15 protein-coding genes are annotated in these 15710 nt (G+C 71.9%); 9 read left to right on the top strand and 6 right to left on the bottom strand.

What is annotated here, in order from left to right; all coding sequences use genetic code 11:
• Window positions 1-114: 114 nt before the first annotated feature.
• The 4 genes from ABCS02_RS18410 to ABCS02_RS18395 all read right to left on the bottom strand — a co-directional run bounded on the left by ABCS02_RS18410 (window position 115) and on the right by ABCS02_RS18395 (window position 4382).
• The gene (locus ABCS02_RS18410; RefSeq protein ID WP_345837115.1) at window positions 115-1152 is read right to left on the bottom strand and encodes a Gfo/Idh/MocA family oxidoreductase; all 1038 of its coding nucleotides are present in this window, start codon (window positions 1150-1152) and stop codon (window positions 115-117) included.
• 85 nt (window positions 1153-1237) lie between these two features.
• Window positions 1238-1975, bottom strand: a complete 738-nt coding sequence (locus ABCS02_RS18405; protein ID WP_345837114.1) for a ThuA domain-containing protein — start codon at window positions 1973-1975, stop codon at window positions 1238-1240.
• The gene (locus ABCS02_RS18400) at window positions 1972-3099 is read right to left on the bottom strand and encodes a Gfo/Idh/MocA family oxidoreductase (RefSeq protein ID WP_345837113.1); all 1128 of its coding nucleotides are present in this window, start codon (window positions 3097-3099) and stop codon (window positions 1972-1974) included. Before ABCS02_RS18400 ends, ABCS02_RS18405 begins: the two co-directional genes overlap by 4 nt.
• A 101-nt stretch (window positions 3100-3200) precedes the next feature.
• Window positions 3201-4382 (bottom strand): ROK family transcriptional regulator, encoded by a 1182-nt coding sequence (locus ABCS02_RS18395; RefSeq protein WP_345837112.1) that lies wholly within the window; start codon window positions 4380-4382, stop codon window positions 3201-3203.
• A 149-nt stretch (window positions 4383-4531) separates the two neighbouring features.
• On the opposite strand from ABCS02_RS18395, the gene ABCS02_RS18390 reads away from it, so the two are divergent.
• From ABCS02_RS18390 to ABCS02_RS18370, 5 genes are read left to right on the top strand one after another with little or no spacing between them, the layout of a single operon-like run.
• Window positions 4532-5278 carry a sugar phosphate isomerase/epimerase gene (locus ABCS02_RS18390; RefSeq protein WP_345837111.1) on the top strand — a complete coding sequence of 249 codons (747 nt, stop codon included), beginning with the start codon at window positions 4532-4534 and terminating at the stop codon, window positions 5276-5278.
• The gene (locus tag ABCS02_RS18385; protein WP_345837110.1) at window positions 5275-6375 is read left to right on the top strand and encodes a Gfo/Idh/MocA family oxidoreductase; all 1101 of its coding nucleotides are present in this window, start codon (window positions 5275-5277) and stop codon (window positions 6373-6375) included. Before ABCS02_RS18390 ends, ABCS02_RS18385 begins: the two co-directional genes overlap by 4 nt.
• A 29-nt stretch (window positions 6376-6404) precedes the next feature.
• Entirely contained in the window at window positions 6405-7535 is a 1131-nt protein-coding gene (locus ABCS02_RS18380) for a Gfo/Idh/MocA family oxidoreductase (RefSeq protein WP_345837109.1), read from the top strand.
• A complete protein-coding gene (locus ABCS02_RS18375; RefSeq protein ID WP_345837108.1) occupies window positions 7532-8560 on the top strand; it encodes a sugar phosphate isomerase/epimerase family protein in 1029 nt (342 codons plus the stop codon). The genes ABCS02_RS18380 and ABCS02_RS18375 overlap by 4 nt, the downstream gene beginning before the upstream one ends.
• Window positions 8561-8588: 28 nt before the next feature.
• Window positions 8589-9176: a pentapeptide repeat-containing protein gene (locus tag ABCS02_RS18370; protein ID WP_345837107.1), complete on the top strand. Its 588-nt coding sequence runs from the start codon at window positions 8589-8591 to the stop codon at window positions 9174-9176.
• A gap of 70 nt (window positions 9177-9246) precedes the next feature.
• On the opposite strand, the gene ABCS02_RS18365 is transcribed toward ABCS02_RS18370, so the two are convergent.
• Both ABCS02_RS18365 and ABCS02_RS18360 read right to left on the bottom strand, forming a co-directional pair.
• Window positions 9247-9918, bottom strand: a complete 672-nt coding sequence (locus ABCS02_RS18365) for an ABC transporter ATP-binding protein (RefSeq protein ID WP_345837106.1) — start codon at window positions 9916-9918, stop codon at window positions 9247-9249.
• A gap of 26 nt (window positions 9919-9944) precedes the next feature.
• Complete coding sequence (locus tag ABCS02_RS18360; RefSeq protein ID WP_345837105.1) at window positions 9945-11513, bottom strand: ABC transporter permease; 1569 nt, start codon at window positions 11511-11513, stop codon at window positions 9945-9947.
• A gap of 194 nt (window positions 11514-11707) precedes the next feature.
• On the opposite strand from ABCS02_RS18360, the gene ABCS02_RS18355 reads away from it, so the two are divergent.
• From ABCS02_RS18355 to rplJ, 4 genes are all read left to right on the top strand, one after another.
• A complete protein-coding gene (locus tag ABCS02_RS18355; RefSeq protein WP_345837104.1) occupies window positions 11708-12478 on the top strand; it encodes a response regulator transcription factor in 771 nt (256 codons plus the stop codon).
• Window positions 12475-14157: a HAMP domain-containing sensor histidine kinase gene (locus tag ABCS02_RS18350; protein WP_345837103.1), complete on the top strand. Its 1683-nt coding sequence runs from the start codon at window positions 12475-12477 to the stop codon at window positions 14155-14157. Before ABCS02_RS18355 ends, ABCS02_RS18350 begins: the two co-directional genes overlap by 4 nt.
• A complete protein-coding gene (locus ABCS02_RS18345; protein ID WP_345837102.1) occupies window positions 14154-14972 on the top strand; it encodes an alpha/beta hydrolase in 819 nt (272 codons plus the stop codon). The genes ABCS02_RS18350 and ABCS02_RS18345 overlap by 4 nt, the downstream gene beginning before the upstream one ends.
• A 197-nt stretch (window positions 14973-15169) precedes the next feature.
• The gene (rplJ, locus tag ABCS02_RS18340; RefSeq protein WP_055917683.1) at window positions 15170-15685 is read left to right on the top strand and encodes a 50S ribosomal protein L10; all 516 of its coding nucleotides are present in this window, start codon (window positions 15170-15172) and stop codon (window positions 15683-15685) included.
• Window positions 15686-15710 lie beyond the last annotated feature (25 nt).

Here is a 15710-nt window from a genome sequence, read left to right as displayed (position 1 = left end):
CGGACGAGCTCGGGCCGAGGTCCGCCAGCACGCCAGGCCGGTAGAGGTCGGCGGTGCGGGTGGCGGAACGGTCGAGCACCCGTCCATTCTGCCTCGCCCGACGGACTCCCGCCGTCACCCCACGCCCGCGGCGCCGAGCTGGCGGCGCGCTTCGTCGATGGTGGCGAGCGTGGACACGGCCTCGTCCAGCGAGTGCAGCGGCGACTCGGTGCGGCCCTCGGCCACGTAGCGGGCGAGGGCGGCCGCCTCGTAGGACATCCCCTCGCGGTACGGGCGGCCGTACGGGTCGCGCCACTCCGCGGCGACTCCGCCGTCTGAGCCGACCACCCGCAGCCCGCTCGGTCCCCAGAACGGGCTGTCCAGCTCGATCCTGCCCTCGGTGCCGCAGATGGTCGCCAGCGACGGCGTGCCGGCGCGCAGGCCCGTGCTGAGCAGCGCCTGGCCGCCGCGGGCCGAGCTGAGGACCAGCGCGACCTGCTCGTCCACGCCGGTCGGGGCCAGGGTGCCGGTGGCGATGATCCCGGCGGGAGCGCCGAGCGCGAACGAGGCCCACGACACCACGTAGACCCCGAGGTCGAGGAGGGCGCCGCCGGCGAGTGCAGGGTCCCACAGCCGCCCGGCCGGGTCGAAGGGGGCGTTCCCCCCGAAGTCGGCGGTGACCACGCGCACCTCGCCGAGGGCGCCGGCGTCCAGAAGCTGACGCACGATGTCGGTCTGCGGGAGGTAGCGGGTCCACATCGCCTCCATCGCGAAGACGCCGGCCTCCCGGGCTGCGGCGGCGATGCGCCTGGCCTGGTCCGCGGTCGCGGCGAGCGGCTTCTCCACCAGGACGTGCTTGCCGGCGGCGATGGCGAGGAGGGCGTGCTCCAGGTGCTCGCTGTGCGGCGTCGCCACGTAGACGACGTCCACGTCCGGGTCGGCGACCAGCGCCTCGTACGAGTCGTACGCGCGCTCGACGCCGTGCGCGGCTGCGAACGCCGCCGCGCGGTCGGCCGACCGCGAGCCGCAGGCGACCATCCGCTGGGTCGTGTGCGCGTGCAGCGCGTCGGTGAAGTCGGCCGCGATCCCGCCGGGGCCGATCACCCCCCAGCGCAGCGCCGGCGCGTCCGCCGGATCGGGATAACGGGGAGCAGGCAGCGTCACATCGACCATGTGACCAGTCTGCCGCGAACGAACTGACAGGACACGCCGCCTCCCACGGTGCGGAGACGGCGTGTCTTGTCAGATAGATGGTCCGTTAGACCGGCTGGGGGTTGGAGACCTCGGGGGCCTGGCGGGCGCCGGCGATCGGCGCGGCCCAGCGCACGCCGTTCGCAAGGACGCGGCGCACCTGCGGGTGGAAGTACACCGGGTACTCCTGGTCGCCGGGCGAGAAGTAGAAGATCTTCCCGCGGCCGCGCGTGAACGTCACGCCGGAGCGGAAGACCTCCCCGCCGGTGAACGAGCTGATGAACACCAGGTCGTCCGGGGTCGGGATGTCGAAGAACTCCCCGTACATCTCCTGCGCCTCGATCACGATGGGCTGGTCGACGCCCTGGGCGATCGGATGCGTGGGGTTCACGTTCCAGACCAGCTCGCGCTCGCCGCCCTCCGGGTTGCGCCAGCGCAGCGAGCAAGTGGTGCCGAGCATGCGGATGAAGATTTTCGAGAAGTGCCCGGAGTGCAGCACGATCAGGCCCATCCCGCCGAGGACGTGCTGCCGCACGCGCTCCACGACCTCGTCGGAGACCTGGTCGTGCGCGATGTGGCCCCACCAGAGCAGCACGTCGGTCTCGGCGAGCTGCTGCTCGCTCAGTCCGTGCTCGGGGTCGGCGAGTGTCGCCGTGCGCACGGCGACCTCCTCGCCGAGCAGCTCGGTCAGTCCGGCGGCGATGGCGCCGTGGATGCCGTCCGGGTAGATCGCGGCGATGTCGGGCTGGGTGGTCTCGTGGACGCCCTCGTTCCAGACGGTCACGCGCAGTGCGGTCATGGTCATGCCTCCTCAGTGGTGGTCGTGTCGTCGAGGCCGGTGGTCGCCGGGTGCAGGCGCACCTCGGCGCCGATGCGGGCGGACTCGTACGCCGCGTCGATGACGCGCGCGCGGTCGAGGGCGAGCGAGCCGTCCCAGTGCGACCAGTTCGCCTGATCGGCGACGTGCTCGAGGAACGTCTCGACCACCGCAAGGTGGCCGCGGCCGGCGTCGGCGGTCACCGCGACGTCCTCGACCTCCTCGCCCTCACCGGTGAAGATGGTCAGCTCGCCGGCGGGCGCGTAGTCGACCACACGGAGGTCGGCGCCGCCCTCGGTGCCGTACAGGGTGATCCCGAACTCGTCGCCGGCCGGACGGTAGGCGGCCCAGCTGGTCTCCAGCACGATGGACCCGCCGCCCTCCAGACGCAGCAGCAGGCTGGCCAGGTCCTCCACCTCGTAAGCGGAGCCGACGTGCTGCTTGTCGCTCTTCGCGCCGCCGCGGCCGCGCGCGCCGAGCTCGGAGTGGGTGACGGCGGAGACCGCGGTGACCTGCGGCTCGCCGAACAGGTGCAGCGCGTAGTCGAGCACGTGCACGCCGATGTCGATCAGCGGCCCGCCGCCGGCCATCTCGCGGTTGGTGAACCAGCTTCCGAGCGCCGGGATGCCCGCGCGGCGCAGCCAGATCGCCCGCGCGTGGTACGGACGGCCGATCTGACCGGCGTCGATGGCGGCCTTCAGCGCCTCGATGTCGCCGCGGCGGCGGTGGTTGAAGGCGACCTCCAGCACGCGGCCGGAGGCGTGGGCGGCGTCGACCATCGTCTGCGCCTCGGCGGCGGTGCGCGCGATCGGCTTCTCGCTGAGCACGTGGATGCCGGCCTCCAGCGCTCCGACCGCGATCGGGGCGTGCAGGAAGGTGGGGACGGCGACGCTCACGACGTCGAGGTCGCCGTCGGCGACGAGGTCGCGCCAGTCGCTGTACAGGCGGGTCACGCCGTACTTCTCGCCGAGCTCGGCGCGCGGGCCGTCCTCCATGCCGGCGATGGCGACGAGCTCGACGCCGGGGAGGTCGGAGTAGGCGGCCATGTGCTGCTGGCCGGCCCAGCCGAGGCCGACGACGCCGGCGCGGAGCGGGGTGGATGCGGTGGTCACTGCGGTCCTTTCGAAGGGGGTGTGGTGGAGCCTGGACGGCGCCCGGGTCGAATCGATTCGACCTTCCCGGGGCGCGGAGGTGGACGGTGGACGGTGGCGGCTCAGCGGGGGAGGGGACGGGAGGCGACGCCGAGGGTGTCCTGGATGACCATGATGGCCGCCCCGATGGCGCCGCCGGTCTCGCCGGAGCGGGACTGGGTGATGGTGAGATGCTGGGTCGCGAGCGGGGTCGAGCGCTGGTAGACGACCTCCCGCACCCCGGCCAGGAGCTGCTCGCCGACCTGCGACAGGCTGCCGCCGACGACGACGAGCGAGGGGTTCAGGAGGTTGACGCAGGTCGCGACGACCTCGCCGAGGTCGCGGCCGGCCTGGCGGATGGCCTGAAGCACCTCGGCGTTGCCCGTGCGGGCGAGCGCCACGACGTCGTCGCTGGTCTCTGCGGGGATGCCCGCCGCCGTGAGCGCCCGCGCGATCGCCGGGCCGCTCGCGAGGGCCTCCAGGTCGGCGTCGCGGGCGCCGTGGCTCGGCGTCTCGCTGGTGAACGGCACGCGTACGTGGCCGAGGTCGCCCGCCGAGCCCTGCGCGCCGCGCTGCAGGCGGCCTCCGCTGATGATGCCCGCGCCGATGCCGGTGGCGACCTTGACGAACAGGAGCTCGGACTGGTCGGGCCAGGCGAGGGCGTGCTCGCCGAGGGCCAGCAGGTTGACGTCGTTGTCGACCAGCACGGGCACGTCGAAGACGCGCCGGACGTACGCGGGGATGTCGAAGCGGTCCCAGCCGGGCATGATCGGCGGGTTGACCGGGAGGCCCGTGGAGTGCTCGACCGGTCCCGGCACCCCGACGCCGACGCCGACCAGGTCGCCGAGCGGGCGTCCGGTCGCGGCGTACAGGCGCTCGGCCGTCTCCAGCGCCCAGTCGAGAACGGCCTCCGGTCCGTCGGAGATCCGGAGCCGGCGGGACTCGCTGCTCGTGATCGTGCCGGCGAGGTCGGCCAGCGCGACGACGCCGTGGGTGGCGCCGAGGTCCACTCCGAGCACGACGCGCGAGTCGGGGTTGAACCGGATGCGCGCGGGCGGCCGGCCTCCCGTCGAGACGTCGTCGCCGGCCGGCGCGACCAGCCCGGACTCGGTGAGCGAGTCGATGCGCACCGCGATCGTCGAGCGGGCGAGGCCGGTCAGCTCGGCGAGCTGCGCGCGGGTACGCGGGACGCCGTCGCGCAGGATCGCCAGCAGTTCCGAGGCGTCAGCGGCGACGATGCCGGACTCCCGGACACTGTCGGTCATGCACGTATTGAACCACAGGGCTGGTCGGCGGTCCAAAGGCCGCCGATGAAGCGGTGACTTTTGATTGACAATCGACAGAAGTCTCGCTTGAATGGATCCCGGCGCCGTCTCGCGCGCCGACATCCCAGCGAACTCGACGAGGAGAACCAGTGTCGACGTCAAAACTCTCCGTGCAGCTCTATACGGTCCGTGAGCTTCTGACCGAGGACACGGTCGGGACCCTCCGCCGCATCGCGGACATCGGCTTCACCCAGGTCGAGCCCTTCGGCTTCCTGGACTTCGCGGACGGTCTCCGCCAGGGCTTCGCCGAGACCGGCCTGACCGCGCCCACCACCCACCAGGGCTTCATCGGCCGCGACGACCTCGACACCGTGTTCGCCGCCGCCGCGGACCTCGGCATCCAGACGGTCATCGACCCGCACGTGCCGGCCGAGCGCTGGCAGACCGCCGAGGACGTGGAGGCCACCGCCGCCGCCCTCAACGCCGCCGCCCAGGTCGCGGCGAAGCACGGCGTCCGTGTCGGCTACCACAACCACGCCCACGAGCTGGAGAGCACCATCGACGGTGTCACCGCGCTGGAGTACTTCGCGAGCAAGCTCGCCCCGGAGGTCGTGCTCGAAGTCGACACCTACTGGGTGATCGTCGGCGGCAAAGACCCGGTCGAGCTGCTCACGAAGCTCGGCGACCGCGTCGTCGCCCTCCACATCAAGGACGGTCCCGGCACCACGGAGACCAAGGACCAGGTCGCCGTCGGCCAGGGCTCCGTGCCCGTCGCCGCCATCATCGACGCTGCGCCGGACGCCCTCCGCGTCATCGAGCTCGACGACTCCCGCGGCGACCGCTTCCAGGCCGTCGCCGACAGCTACGCCTTCCTCACCACGGAGGCCTTCGCGTGACCGGAACCGGAAAGGTCGGCGTCGGCCTCATCGGCGCGGGCGTCATCAGCAACCAGTACCTGGAGAACCTCACCGCGTTCCCGGACCTCGATGTGCGCTTCGTCGCCGACATCGACCTGGACCGCGCCAAGGCGCAGGCCGAGAAGTACGGCGTCCCCGGCTCGGGCACCGTGGAGGAGCTGCTGGCGGACGACGCGATCGAGATCGTCGTCAACCTCACCATCCCCAAGGTGCACGTCGAGGTGGCGCTGCAGGCGCTCGCCGCGGGCAAGCACGTCTGGAGCGAGAAGCCGTTCGCGCTCGACCGCGTCAGCGGCGTCCAGCTGCTGGAGGCCGCGCACGAGAAGGGCCTGCGCGTCGCGACGGCGCCGGACACCTTCCTCGGCGCCGGCATCCAGTCGTCGCGCCGGCTGGTTGAGAGCGGCGCCATCGGCGCGCCGCTGACCGCGCTGACGCTCATGCAGAGCGCCGGCCCCGAGTCGTGGCACCCGAACCCGGACTTCCTGTTCCAGGAGGGCGCCGGCCCGCTGTTCGACATCGGCCCGTACTACCTCACCGCCCTGGTGCAGCTGTTCGGCCCGGTCAAGCGCGTGTCCGCCGTCGCCTCCAAGGCGAAGGAGTCGCGCGTCATCGGCTCCGGGCCCCGCGCCGGCGAGTCGTTCGAGGTCACCGTGCCGACCCACGTCAGCGCACTGTACGAGTTCGAGAGCGGCCAGACCGCGCAGTCGATCTTCAGCTTCGACTCGAAGCTCGGCCGCACCCAGTTCGAGGTCGCGGGCCTCGAGGCGACGCTCGTCGTCCCCGACCCGAACACGTTCGAGGGCGACCTCCTGGTGCACGGAGCGGACGGCATCGAGACGCTGCCCTCGACCGGCACCACGAGCAGCCGCGGCATCGGCGTTGTCGAGCTGGCGCGGGCGATCCGCGCCGGCGTCCCGGAGCGCGCCTCGGGCGAGCAGGCCTTCCACGTCCTCGACGTGATGGTCGCCACCATCGAGGCCGGCACGTCCGGAGTCCCGGTGGACGTGAAGAGCACCGTCGAGGTCGCTCCCGCGCTGTCGGAGGACTGGGACCCCCGCGCGGCGACGCTGGCCTGACCCGCGGATCGACGGACGAACGGAGCAGTGTGAGCAGCGAGTCGGGTGGACTGAGCCGGCGGGACGAGAGCACGGCCGGGTCGCGGCTGCGGGTCGCGATCGTCGGCGGCGGATTCATGGCGGAGGTGCACTCGCGCGCCGCGCGGGCCGCGCGCGCCGAGCCGGCGGGAATCGTCTCGTCGTCGCCGGAGCGGTCGGCCGCCGCGGCCGAGCGCCTCGGGATCGGCCGGGCGTACGGCTCGCTGGACGAGGTGCTCGCCGACGACACGATCGACGTCGTCCACGTGACGACGCCGAACGCGCTGCACGCCGCGCAGGCCGCGGCCGTGCTGGCCTCCGGCAAGGACGTCGTCTGCGAGAAGCCGCTGGCCACGACGGTGTCCGACGCGGAGGCGCTGGTCGCCGCCGCGACCGGCCGGACCGCGACCGTGCCGTTCGTGTACCGTTTCCACCCGCTCGTGCGGGAGGCCAGGGCGCGCTTCGCGTCCGGCGCGGCCGGGCAGGTGCTCACCGTGAACGCCTCCTACCTCCAGGACTGGCTGCTGGCCTCCGGCGACGACAACTGGCGTGTCGACTCGGAGCAGGGCGGCCGCTCGCGCGCGTTCGCCGACATCGGCTCCCACCTGGTCGACCTGGTGGAGTTCGTCAGCGGCGACCGGGTCGCGCGCCTCTCGGCGACGAAACGCACGGTGTTCGCCGAGCGCGCCTCCCACGCGGGCATCACGACGGAGGACGCCGCCGCGGTGGTCATCGAGACCGTGAGCGGCGCGATCGGCACCCTGCTCGTGTCGCAGGTCGCCCCCGGCCGCAAGAACCGGCTGTGGCTGGAGATCGCGGGCAGCGCCGAGAGCGTGGCCTTCGACCAGGAGCAGCCGGAGACGCTGTGGGTCGGCCGCCGCTCGGGCAGCCTTCTGATCCCGCGCGACGCCGACCAGCTCAGCGCCGACGCCGCCCGCCTGTGCGTGGTGCCCTCCGGCCACCCGCAGGGCTACCAGGACGCGTTCAACGCGTTCGTCGCCGACAGCTACGCCGCGGTCGCGGGGGAGACCCCCGACGGCCTGCCGCGCTTCGAGGACGGCCTGCGCGCCGTCCGGATCACCGACGCCGTGATCGACTCGGCCGAGTCGGGCACCTGGATCGAGATGGGAACCACTTCATGACTGGCACCGAGTCGGGGCGCACGCACCCGGTCACCCTGTTCACCGGCCAGTGGGCCGACCTCACGCTCGAGGAGGTCGCCAAGCACGCCTCCGAGTGGGGCTACGACGGCCTGGAGATCGCCTGCTCGGGCGAGCACCTCGACGTCTGGCGGGCCGCGGAGGACGACGCGTACCTCCAGGGCCGCCTCGACATCCTCGACAAGTACGGCCTGAAGGTGTGGGCGATCTCCAACCACCTCAAGGGCCAGGCCGTCTGCGACGACCCGATCGACTTCCGCCACCAGGCGATCGTCGGCTCGAAGGTGTGGGGCGACGGCGACCCGGAGGGCGTGCGCCAGCGCGCCGCGGAGGAGCTGAAGCTGACCGCGAAGGTCGCCCGCAAGCTCGGCGTGGACACGGTCGTCGGCTTCACCGGCTCCAGCATCTGGCCGTACGTGGCGCAGTTCCCACCGGTGGCGGCCTCCGTCATCGACGCCGGCTACCAGGACTTCGCCGACCGCTGGAACCCGATCCTCGACGTGTTCGACGGCGAGGGCGTGCGGTTCGCGCACGAGGTGCACCCGTCGGAGATCGCGTACGACTACTGGACCAGCGTCCGCTCGCTGGAGGCCATCGACCACCGCGAGGCCTTCGGCTTCAACTGGGACCCGTCGCACATGATGTGGCAGGACATCGACCCGGTCGGCTTCATCGTGGACTTCCAGGACCGCATCTACCACGTGGACTGCAAGGACACCCGCCTGCGCCCGAAGAACGGCCGCGCCGGCGTGCTCGGCTCGCACCTGCCCTGGGGCGACCCGCGCCGCGGCTGGGACTTCGTGTCCACCGGGCACGGCGACGTGCCGTGGGAGGACTCCTTCCGCGCGCTGGAGTCGATCGGCTACACCGGCCCCATCTCGATCGAGTGGGAGGACGCCGGCATGGACCGCCTCCACGGCGCGAAGGAGGCCGTCGGCTACATCCGCTCCCTCCTCTGGAACCTCCCCACCGCCTCCTTCGACGCCGCCTTCTCCAACCAGGACTGAGGCCGCGCCCCCCGCTAGGCTCACCCCCGTGGAGATCGTTCGGGGTGAGGACTGGTACGGGCGGGAGCTCGACGGGGTCGAGTTCGACGGGGTCGAGTTCATCGACGTGGATCTGACGGAGGTGCGGTCGACGGGGGCGACGTTCACCGCGTGCACGTTCCGGACGGTGCGCTTCAACGTCAGCGAGCACACCGACAGCGCCTTCGTGAACTGCACCTTCATCGGGTGCAACTTCTTCGACGCGACGTTCCGCCGCTGCAAGTTCACCGGGAGCAGCTTCAGCGGGTGCGAGTTCGCCCTCCTGAAGGTGGAGGGCGGCAACTGGTCGTTCGTGGACCTCGGCCGCGCTGAGCTGCGCGGGGCCGACTTCACGGGAGTGCGGCTGCGGGAGGCCGACCTCACCCGGGCACGCTGCGTCGAGGCCGTGTTCTCCGGCTGCGACCTGTCGGCGGCGGTGCTCACCGGCGCGGACTTCTCCGCGGCGAGCCTCGTCGGCAGCGACCTGACCGGCGTCGACCCGGCCGAGGTCGGCCTCCGGGGCGCCACCATCGACGAGCGTCAGGCCGTGCTCCTGGCGGAGGCGGCCGGGATGACCGTCGTCGCCACACCCTCCTGAGCATCCCTGAACGCGACGGCGCCCGTCCCCGGTGTCGCGGGGACGGGCGCCGAAGCGGTCGCGGTGTGCGCTACGCGACCTCGTTCACCTGGCCGTGCTTGATGTGGAGCCGGCGCTGGGCGCGCTTGGCCACGGCGGTGTCGTGGGTGACGACGATGACGGTGAGGCCGCGGTCGCGCCACAGACCTTCGAGGAGGTCCATGATCTCGTCGCGCGTCTCCTCGTCCAGGTTGCCGGTCGGCTCGTCGGCCAGCAGCACGTCCGGGTTCTTCACCAGGGCGCGGGCGATCGCGACGCGCTGCTGCTGACCTCCCGAGAGCTCGGACGGGAGGTGCGTGCCGCGGTCGGCCAGGCCCACCGAGGCGAGCGCCTCCGCGGCGCGGCGCTTGCGCTCCTCCGCGCTCACCTTGAGCGGCGCGAGCGCGGTCTCCACGTTCTCCTGCGCGGTCAGCGTCGGGATCAGGTTGAAGCCCTGGAAGACGAAGCCGATCTCGTTGGCGCGGATGCCCGTGAGCTTGTGGTCGCCGAGCTTCGACAGGCTCGCCGGTCCGAGCTCGACCGAGCCGGACGTGGGCCGGTCGAGGGCGCCGAGCATCTGCAGCAGCGTCGACTTGCCTCCGCCGGTCGGGCCCTGGATGGCGACGAGCTGGCCGTCCGGGATCTCCAGGGTGACGTCGTTGAGGGCGATCACCTCGCGGGAGGACTGGCGGTACTTCTTGGTGACGTTCGTGAGGGTGTACACGATGACTCCTTCTGGTCGGGCCGGGCTCAGGCGACCGAGCGCAGGGCTGCGGCGGGACGGAGACGGGAGGCGCGCCAGCCGCCGATCGCACCGGCGATGAGACCGCCGAGGATGGCGAGCGCGACGGCGCCGACGATGATCCACAGCGTGATCGGGGCGTGGAGGGCGATGTCGGCCGTGGTCTGGGTGGCGGCCCGGCGGACGCCGGCGAACGCGCCGCCCCCTCCGGTCCCGCCGCCGAATCCGCCACCGCCGAATCCGCCTTCACCGGTGCCGGTTCCCGCGCCTCCGGTCCCGGCGCCGGTGCCCCGACCGGCAGCATTGGCGAAGCCGGAGCCGATGCTGCCGGTCAGAGTCGGGGAGACGATGTTGACGACCCACACGCCGATGAGTCCGACGGCGACGCCGATGATGCCGCCGACGAGGCCCTGCACGATCGACTCGCCGGCGACCTGGCCGGTGATCCGGCGGTTGGACCAGCCGATCGCCTTCAGGGTGCCGAACTCGCGGGTCCGGCGGGTCACGCCGGAGATGGTGAAGAGGATGGCGATGAGGAACGCCGCCGCCAGCACGATCACCGAGAGCCAGGTGCCGAGGTTGGCGATGAGCTGCCCCGCGCTGCCGAGCGAGCCGGAGACGGTGGAGGCCAGGTCGGCCTGCGTGCTGACGGTCGCGCCGGGGATGGCCTTGGTCAGGTCGGCCTTGATCTGGTCGATGTCGCTGGACGACGCCGCCGTGACGTAGACGGACGAGATCTTGGACGCCTGCCCGGAGAGTGTCTGGGCGACGCCGATCGGGATGTACGCGTTGGCCGCGGTGGTGGAGTCGGCGCCGGTCGCGGAGACGATGCCGATCACCTTGAAGTCGGTGGCGCCGATGGTCACGGTGTCGCCGACCGCCTTGGACGCGGTCTTGGCGTACGCCGCGTCGAGCACGACGACATCCGCCGCCTTGTCCGCCGCGGTGAAGGTGCGGCCGCTGGAGAGGGTCACGGACGAGAGCGGTCCGACCGACTTGCCGGCCGGGTCGAGGCCCATCACCGAGAACGAGTCGACCGTGAACGAGCTGCCGCCCGCACCGTCCGCGCCGCCGGTGGGCGGGGGAGTGGAGGCGGTGGAGCCGCCGCCGGCCTGCCGCTGCTCGCGCAGCTGCTGGAAGTTGGGGAGGGTGCCGCTGAAGCTGGTGTTGGTGAGCGACAGCACCGCGGCCGCGGACTGCACGTTCTGGACCTTCTTGGCGGTCGTCAGCGTGGCGGCATCCATCACGGTCGCGCCGCGGGTGGGCTCCAGCCGGGACGTGTTCACCTGACGGCCGGAGCCGGTGTCGGTGCCGGAGTTGGCGCCGAAGTCGAACCGCGGGCCGCCGCCGGCGCCCTGCTGGGCGCTCGCGCTCTGGGCGGTGGCCGGCTGCGTGATGGTGATGTCGGTGCCGACGCCGTAGACGGACTGCAGCACGCTCGCCTGCGCGTCCTTCACACCGGCGGAGACCGCGTTGACGATGATGACGAGCGCGATCGCGAGCGCCATGCCGATCGCGATGATGATCGTCTGCTTACGGCGATTGAGGAGCTCGCGCCGCAGATATGTCCCGAACATTGGCTTCCATATCTCTGGGTCGGAAAAGTGATTCATCGTGAAGCTAGGGTCGGGGGATTGCCGAGCACTATGGCGAAGCTATGGATCTGCCGTGTGCCGCTTAGGGTGCTCACATGCGGCGCAGCGACGTCGATGCACCGGTTCTCAGAAGCTCCATAGCTTTCACAAAGACACCATCAATCCCCCTCCTCATAATGGGAAAGGTGACTATCAACGCCCGTGCCGCCTCCGGCGCCTCCAGCCAGCCCCGTACCCTCCTGCGCCGTGCGGACGGCAGCTCGATCCGCGTGCTCGTCGTCGATGACGAGGCCACGCTCACCGATCTGCTCGCCATGGCGCTGCACTACGAGGACTGGGAGGTGAAGACCGCGTCCAACGGGCAGCAGGCTCTGCAGCTCTCGCGCGAGTTCAAGCCGGACGTGGTCGTGCTGGACATCATGCTGCCGGACATCGACGGCCTCCAGGTCCTCTCGCGGATGCGGGCGGACGGCAACGAGGCGCCCGTGCTGTTCCTCACCGCCAAGGACTCCCTGGACGACCGCATCGCCGGGCTCACCGCCGGCGGCGACGACTACGTCACCAAGCCGTTCAGCCTGGAGGAGCTCGTCGCCCGGCTCCGCGGCCTGCTGCGCCGGTCACGCGCAGCCGTCGCCGACCAGGACGACCCGGTGCTCATCGTCGGCGACCTCGTGCTGGACGAGGACAGCTACGAGGTGCACCGCGACGGCGACCCCATCCAGCTCACCGCGACAGAGTTCGAGCTGCTGCGGTTCCTGATGCGCAACCCGCGCCGCGTGCTCAGCAAGGCGCAGATCCTGGACCGGGTCTGGTCCTATGACTTCGGCGGCTCCTCCAGCGTGGTCGAGCTCTACATCTCCTACCTGCGCAAGAAGATCGACGCAGGCCGCCCCGCGATGATCCACACGGTGCGCGGCGCCGGCTACATGGTGAAGGCCGCGCAATGACCGCTGCCCGCACTGCGGGCGCCCCGACCCCCGGCCGTGAGCGCGCCCGGCGCTTCGGCCTCCGTCCGTTCCGCTCCTGGACGCTGCGCAGCCGCGTCGTGCTCGTCGTGGTCGCCATGCTCGCGGTGCTGGGCGCGGTGATCGGGACGGTGAGCGTGCTCGCGCTGCAGAACTACCTGATGGACCGGCTCGACCAGCAGCTCACGAGCGCGCTGGAGCGCGGCCAGCACACCGCCGACCGGGTCAACGGCGGCGGCCCGACCGTCCCGGAGGCGCAGAGTGTCGTGACGACACCCGGCCAGCCGACCGGCACCCTCGGCGCGGTGCGCAGCGCGAACGGCGGCCTGCTCTTCCCGCCGGTCATCCTCTCCGACCGGCCGTCCACCCCGTCGACCGACCAGCCGCTCGGGCCCAAGCAGGTCACGATCAACGGCCTCGCCCTGCTCTCGGTGCCCGCGGACTCCCAGCCCAGGACCGTGGACCTCGGCTCCGCCCTCGGCTCGTACCGCATCGCGGCGGCGCAGCTCGACAACGGGGACAGCGTCATCATCGGGCTCCCGCTCAGCGAGGTGACCGCGACGACCCAGCAGCTCACCCTCGTCATCGGGCTCGTGACCCTCGCCGGGCTCGTCTTCGCCTTCCTGATCGCCAGCTTCGTCGTGCGGCTCGCCATGAAGCCGCTCGCCCGGGTCACGGAGACGGCCGAGCAGGTGGCGCACATGCCGCTCGACCGCGGCGACGTCGCGCTGTCGGTGCGCGTCCCCGAGGAGGACACCGACCCGCACACGGAGGTCGGCAAGGTCGGCTCGGCGCTCAACCGGATGCTCGGCCACGTCGCCTCCGCGCTGACCGCCCGGCAGGCGAGCGAGCAGAAGGTCCGCCAGTTCGTCGCCGACGCCAGCCACGAGCTGCGCACCCCGCTCGCCTCCATCCGCGGCTACGCCGAGCTCACCCGGCGCTCGCCGCACGAGCTGCCGCAGGACGTCACCCGCTCGCTGGGCCGCATCGAGTCGGAGGCGACCAGGATGACCTCGCTGGTGGAGGACCTCCTGCTGCTCGCCCGCCTCGACGAGGGCAGGGAGCTCGACCGCGACCCGGTGGACCTCTCCCTGCTGCTGATCGACGCCCTCAGCGACGCGCACGCGGCCGGACCCGACCATGTCTGGCACATCGACCTGCCGGAGGAGCCGGTGGAGGTGCTGGGCGACGCGCCGCGGCTGCACCAGGTGGTCGTGAACCTCCTCGCGAACGCCCGCGTGCACACGCCGGAGGGGACCCGCGTGGTGGCGGCGCTCGCCGTGGACGCGGCGACGCGGGAGGCCGTGGTCACCGTGTCGGACGACGGCCCCGGCATCCCGGAGGAGTTGCGGGACACGCTGTTCGAGCGCTTCGCCCGCGGCGACAGCAGCCGCAACCGGGCGACCGGCTCGACGGGACTCGGCCTCGCGATCGTCTCCGCGGTGGTGGAGGCGCACGGCGGCACGGTCACGGTGGCCAGCGAGCCGGGCAGCACGGTGTTCACGGTGCGGCTGCCGCTGGTGGGCGAGGTCTCCTCCGCGGCGGTGGAGGAGGCGATGGTCGAGCCCGAGAACGCGGTCGAGCCCGAGGATGCGGTGGACCCCGCGCCCGCGCCCGGACCCGCACCCGAGGCCGAGCCAGAGGGAGCGGACCGGGAGTGACCGGAACCGTCCTGCCCACGGTCGCGTACGGCGACCCCGCCGCCCCGCCGCTGGTGTTCCTGCGCGGCCTGCCGTCCGCGCCCGGTCGCGCCCGCGGCCTGGACGCGCTGACCGAGCGCGTCATCGTCAGCGGCCCGGCGCGCACCCACCGCGTGCACGCCGTCGGCCGCCCGGCTCGCCTGGAGCCAGGCGCCTCGATGGCGGAGGTCGCCGACCTCTACGCGACGATGCTGCGCGGCCGGTTCCGCACCCCCGCGGCGATCATGGGGGTCTCGACGGGAGCCAGCATCGCCCTCCAGCTCGCCGTCGACCACCCCGACCTGGTGAGCTCGCTCGTGGTCGCGGCCGGAGCCGCGACGCTCGGCGCGAACGGCAGGGCCGCCCAGCGCCGCTACGCCGACCTCCTCGGCGCCGGCGACCCCGGAGCGACCTCCGAGCTCGCGCTCGCGACGATGGACGCCCCGCTGCTGGCCCCCGCAGTCAAGCTGGTCACCCGGCTGCTGCCCGGCCCGGCCGACCCGGACGGGCTGCGCGCCCTCGTGGAGGCTGAGGAGCGCTTCGACGTCCGCGACCGGCTGTCGCGCGTCTCCGCGCCCGCGCTGGTCGTCTCCGGCGGCCGCGACTTCTTCTATCCGCTGCAGCTCGCCGCGGAGACGGTCCGTGGGCTCCCACGCGCCTCGCACGTCGTGTACCTGAACCGCTCCCACGCCGGTGTCGCGCTGCATCCGCGGTTCGGGCGGGATGTCGGGGACTTCCTTCGAGCCCACCGCGGAGCGCCGGATTTGCGTGCGACCCGCCCCATCCCGTACCCTTGACGAAGCCAAAGACCGCTGGTTGACGTGCGTGCACGTCCGAAGATTCACTCAGGTGGGGCCCGCGCAGGTGTGTGAAGTGATTCCCGCAGTTCTCTGCGTGTCGAGCTCCGTGCCCTTGCGCCGGAGCTTTTTTCTTTGCCCGCGGTCGAGGCGCACGCCGCTCCCGCGGTGTGCGAGAAGACAACCGAGGAGTAGCCATGGCGAACAAGGAAGCCACGGTCGCCGAGCTCGAAGGACTGTTCGAGAGCTCGACCGCCGTTCTGCTGACCGAGTACCGCGGTCTCACTGTTGCTCAGCTCAAGACGCTGCGCAAGTCCATCAGTGAGCACGCGACGTACGCCGTGGTGAAGAACACGCTGACCAAGATCGCGGCCAACAACCAGGGGATCTCGTCGTTCGACGACGAGCTGGTCGGGCCGTCCGCGATCGCGTTCGTGCACGGCGACCCCGTCGCCGTCGCGAAGGCTCTGCGCGACTTCACCAAGGCAAACCCTCTGCTGGTGGTCAAGGGCGGTTACTTCGACGGTAACCCGCTGACCGCAGAAGAGGTAGGCAAGCTCGCCGACCTCGAGTCCCGTGAGGTTCTGCTGGCCAAGCTGGCCGGCGCCTTCAAGGCCTCGCTGTTCGGAGCCGCATATCTGTTCAACGCACCGCTGTCGAAGGCCGTTCGCACGGTCGACGCGCTGCGTGAGAAGCAGGAGTCCGCTGCGTAAGTCCTTCCGGACCTACAAGCGGTGA

Source organism: Microbacterium sp. X-17 (genome assembly GCF_039615055.1).
Note: the sequence above shows the minus strand (reverse complement) of the source record. Positions and strands in the feature narration are given on the sequence as shown.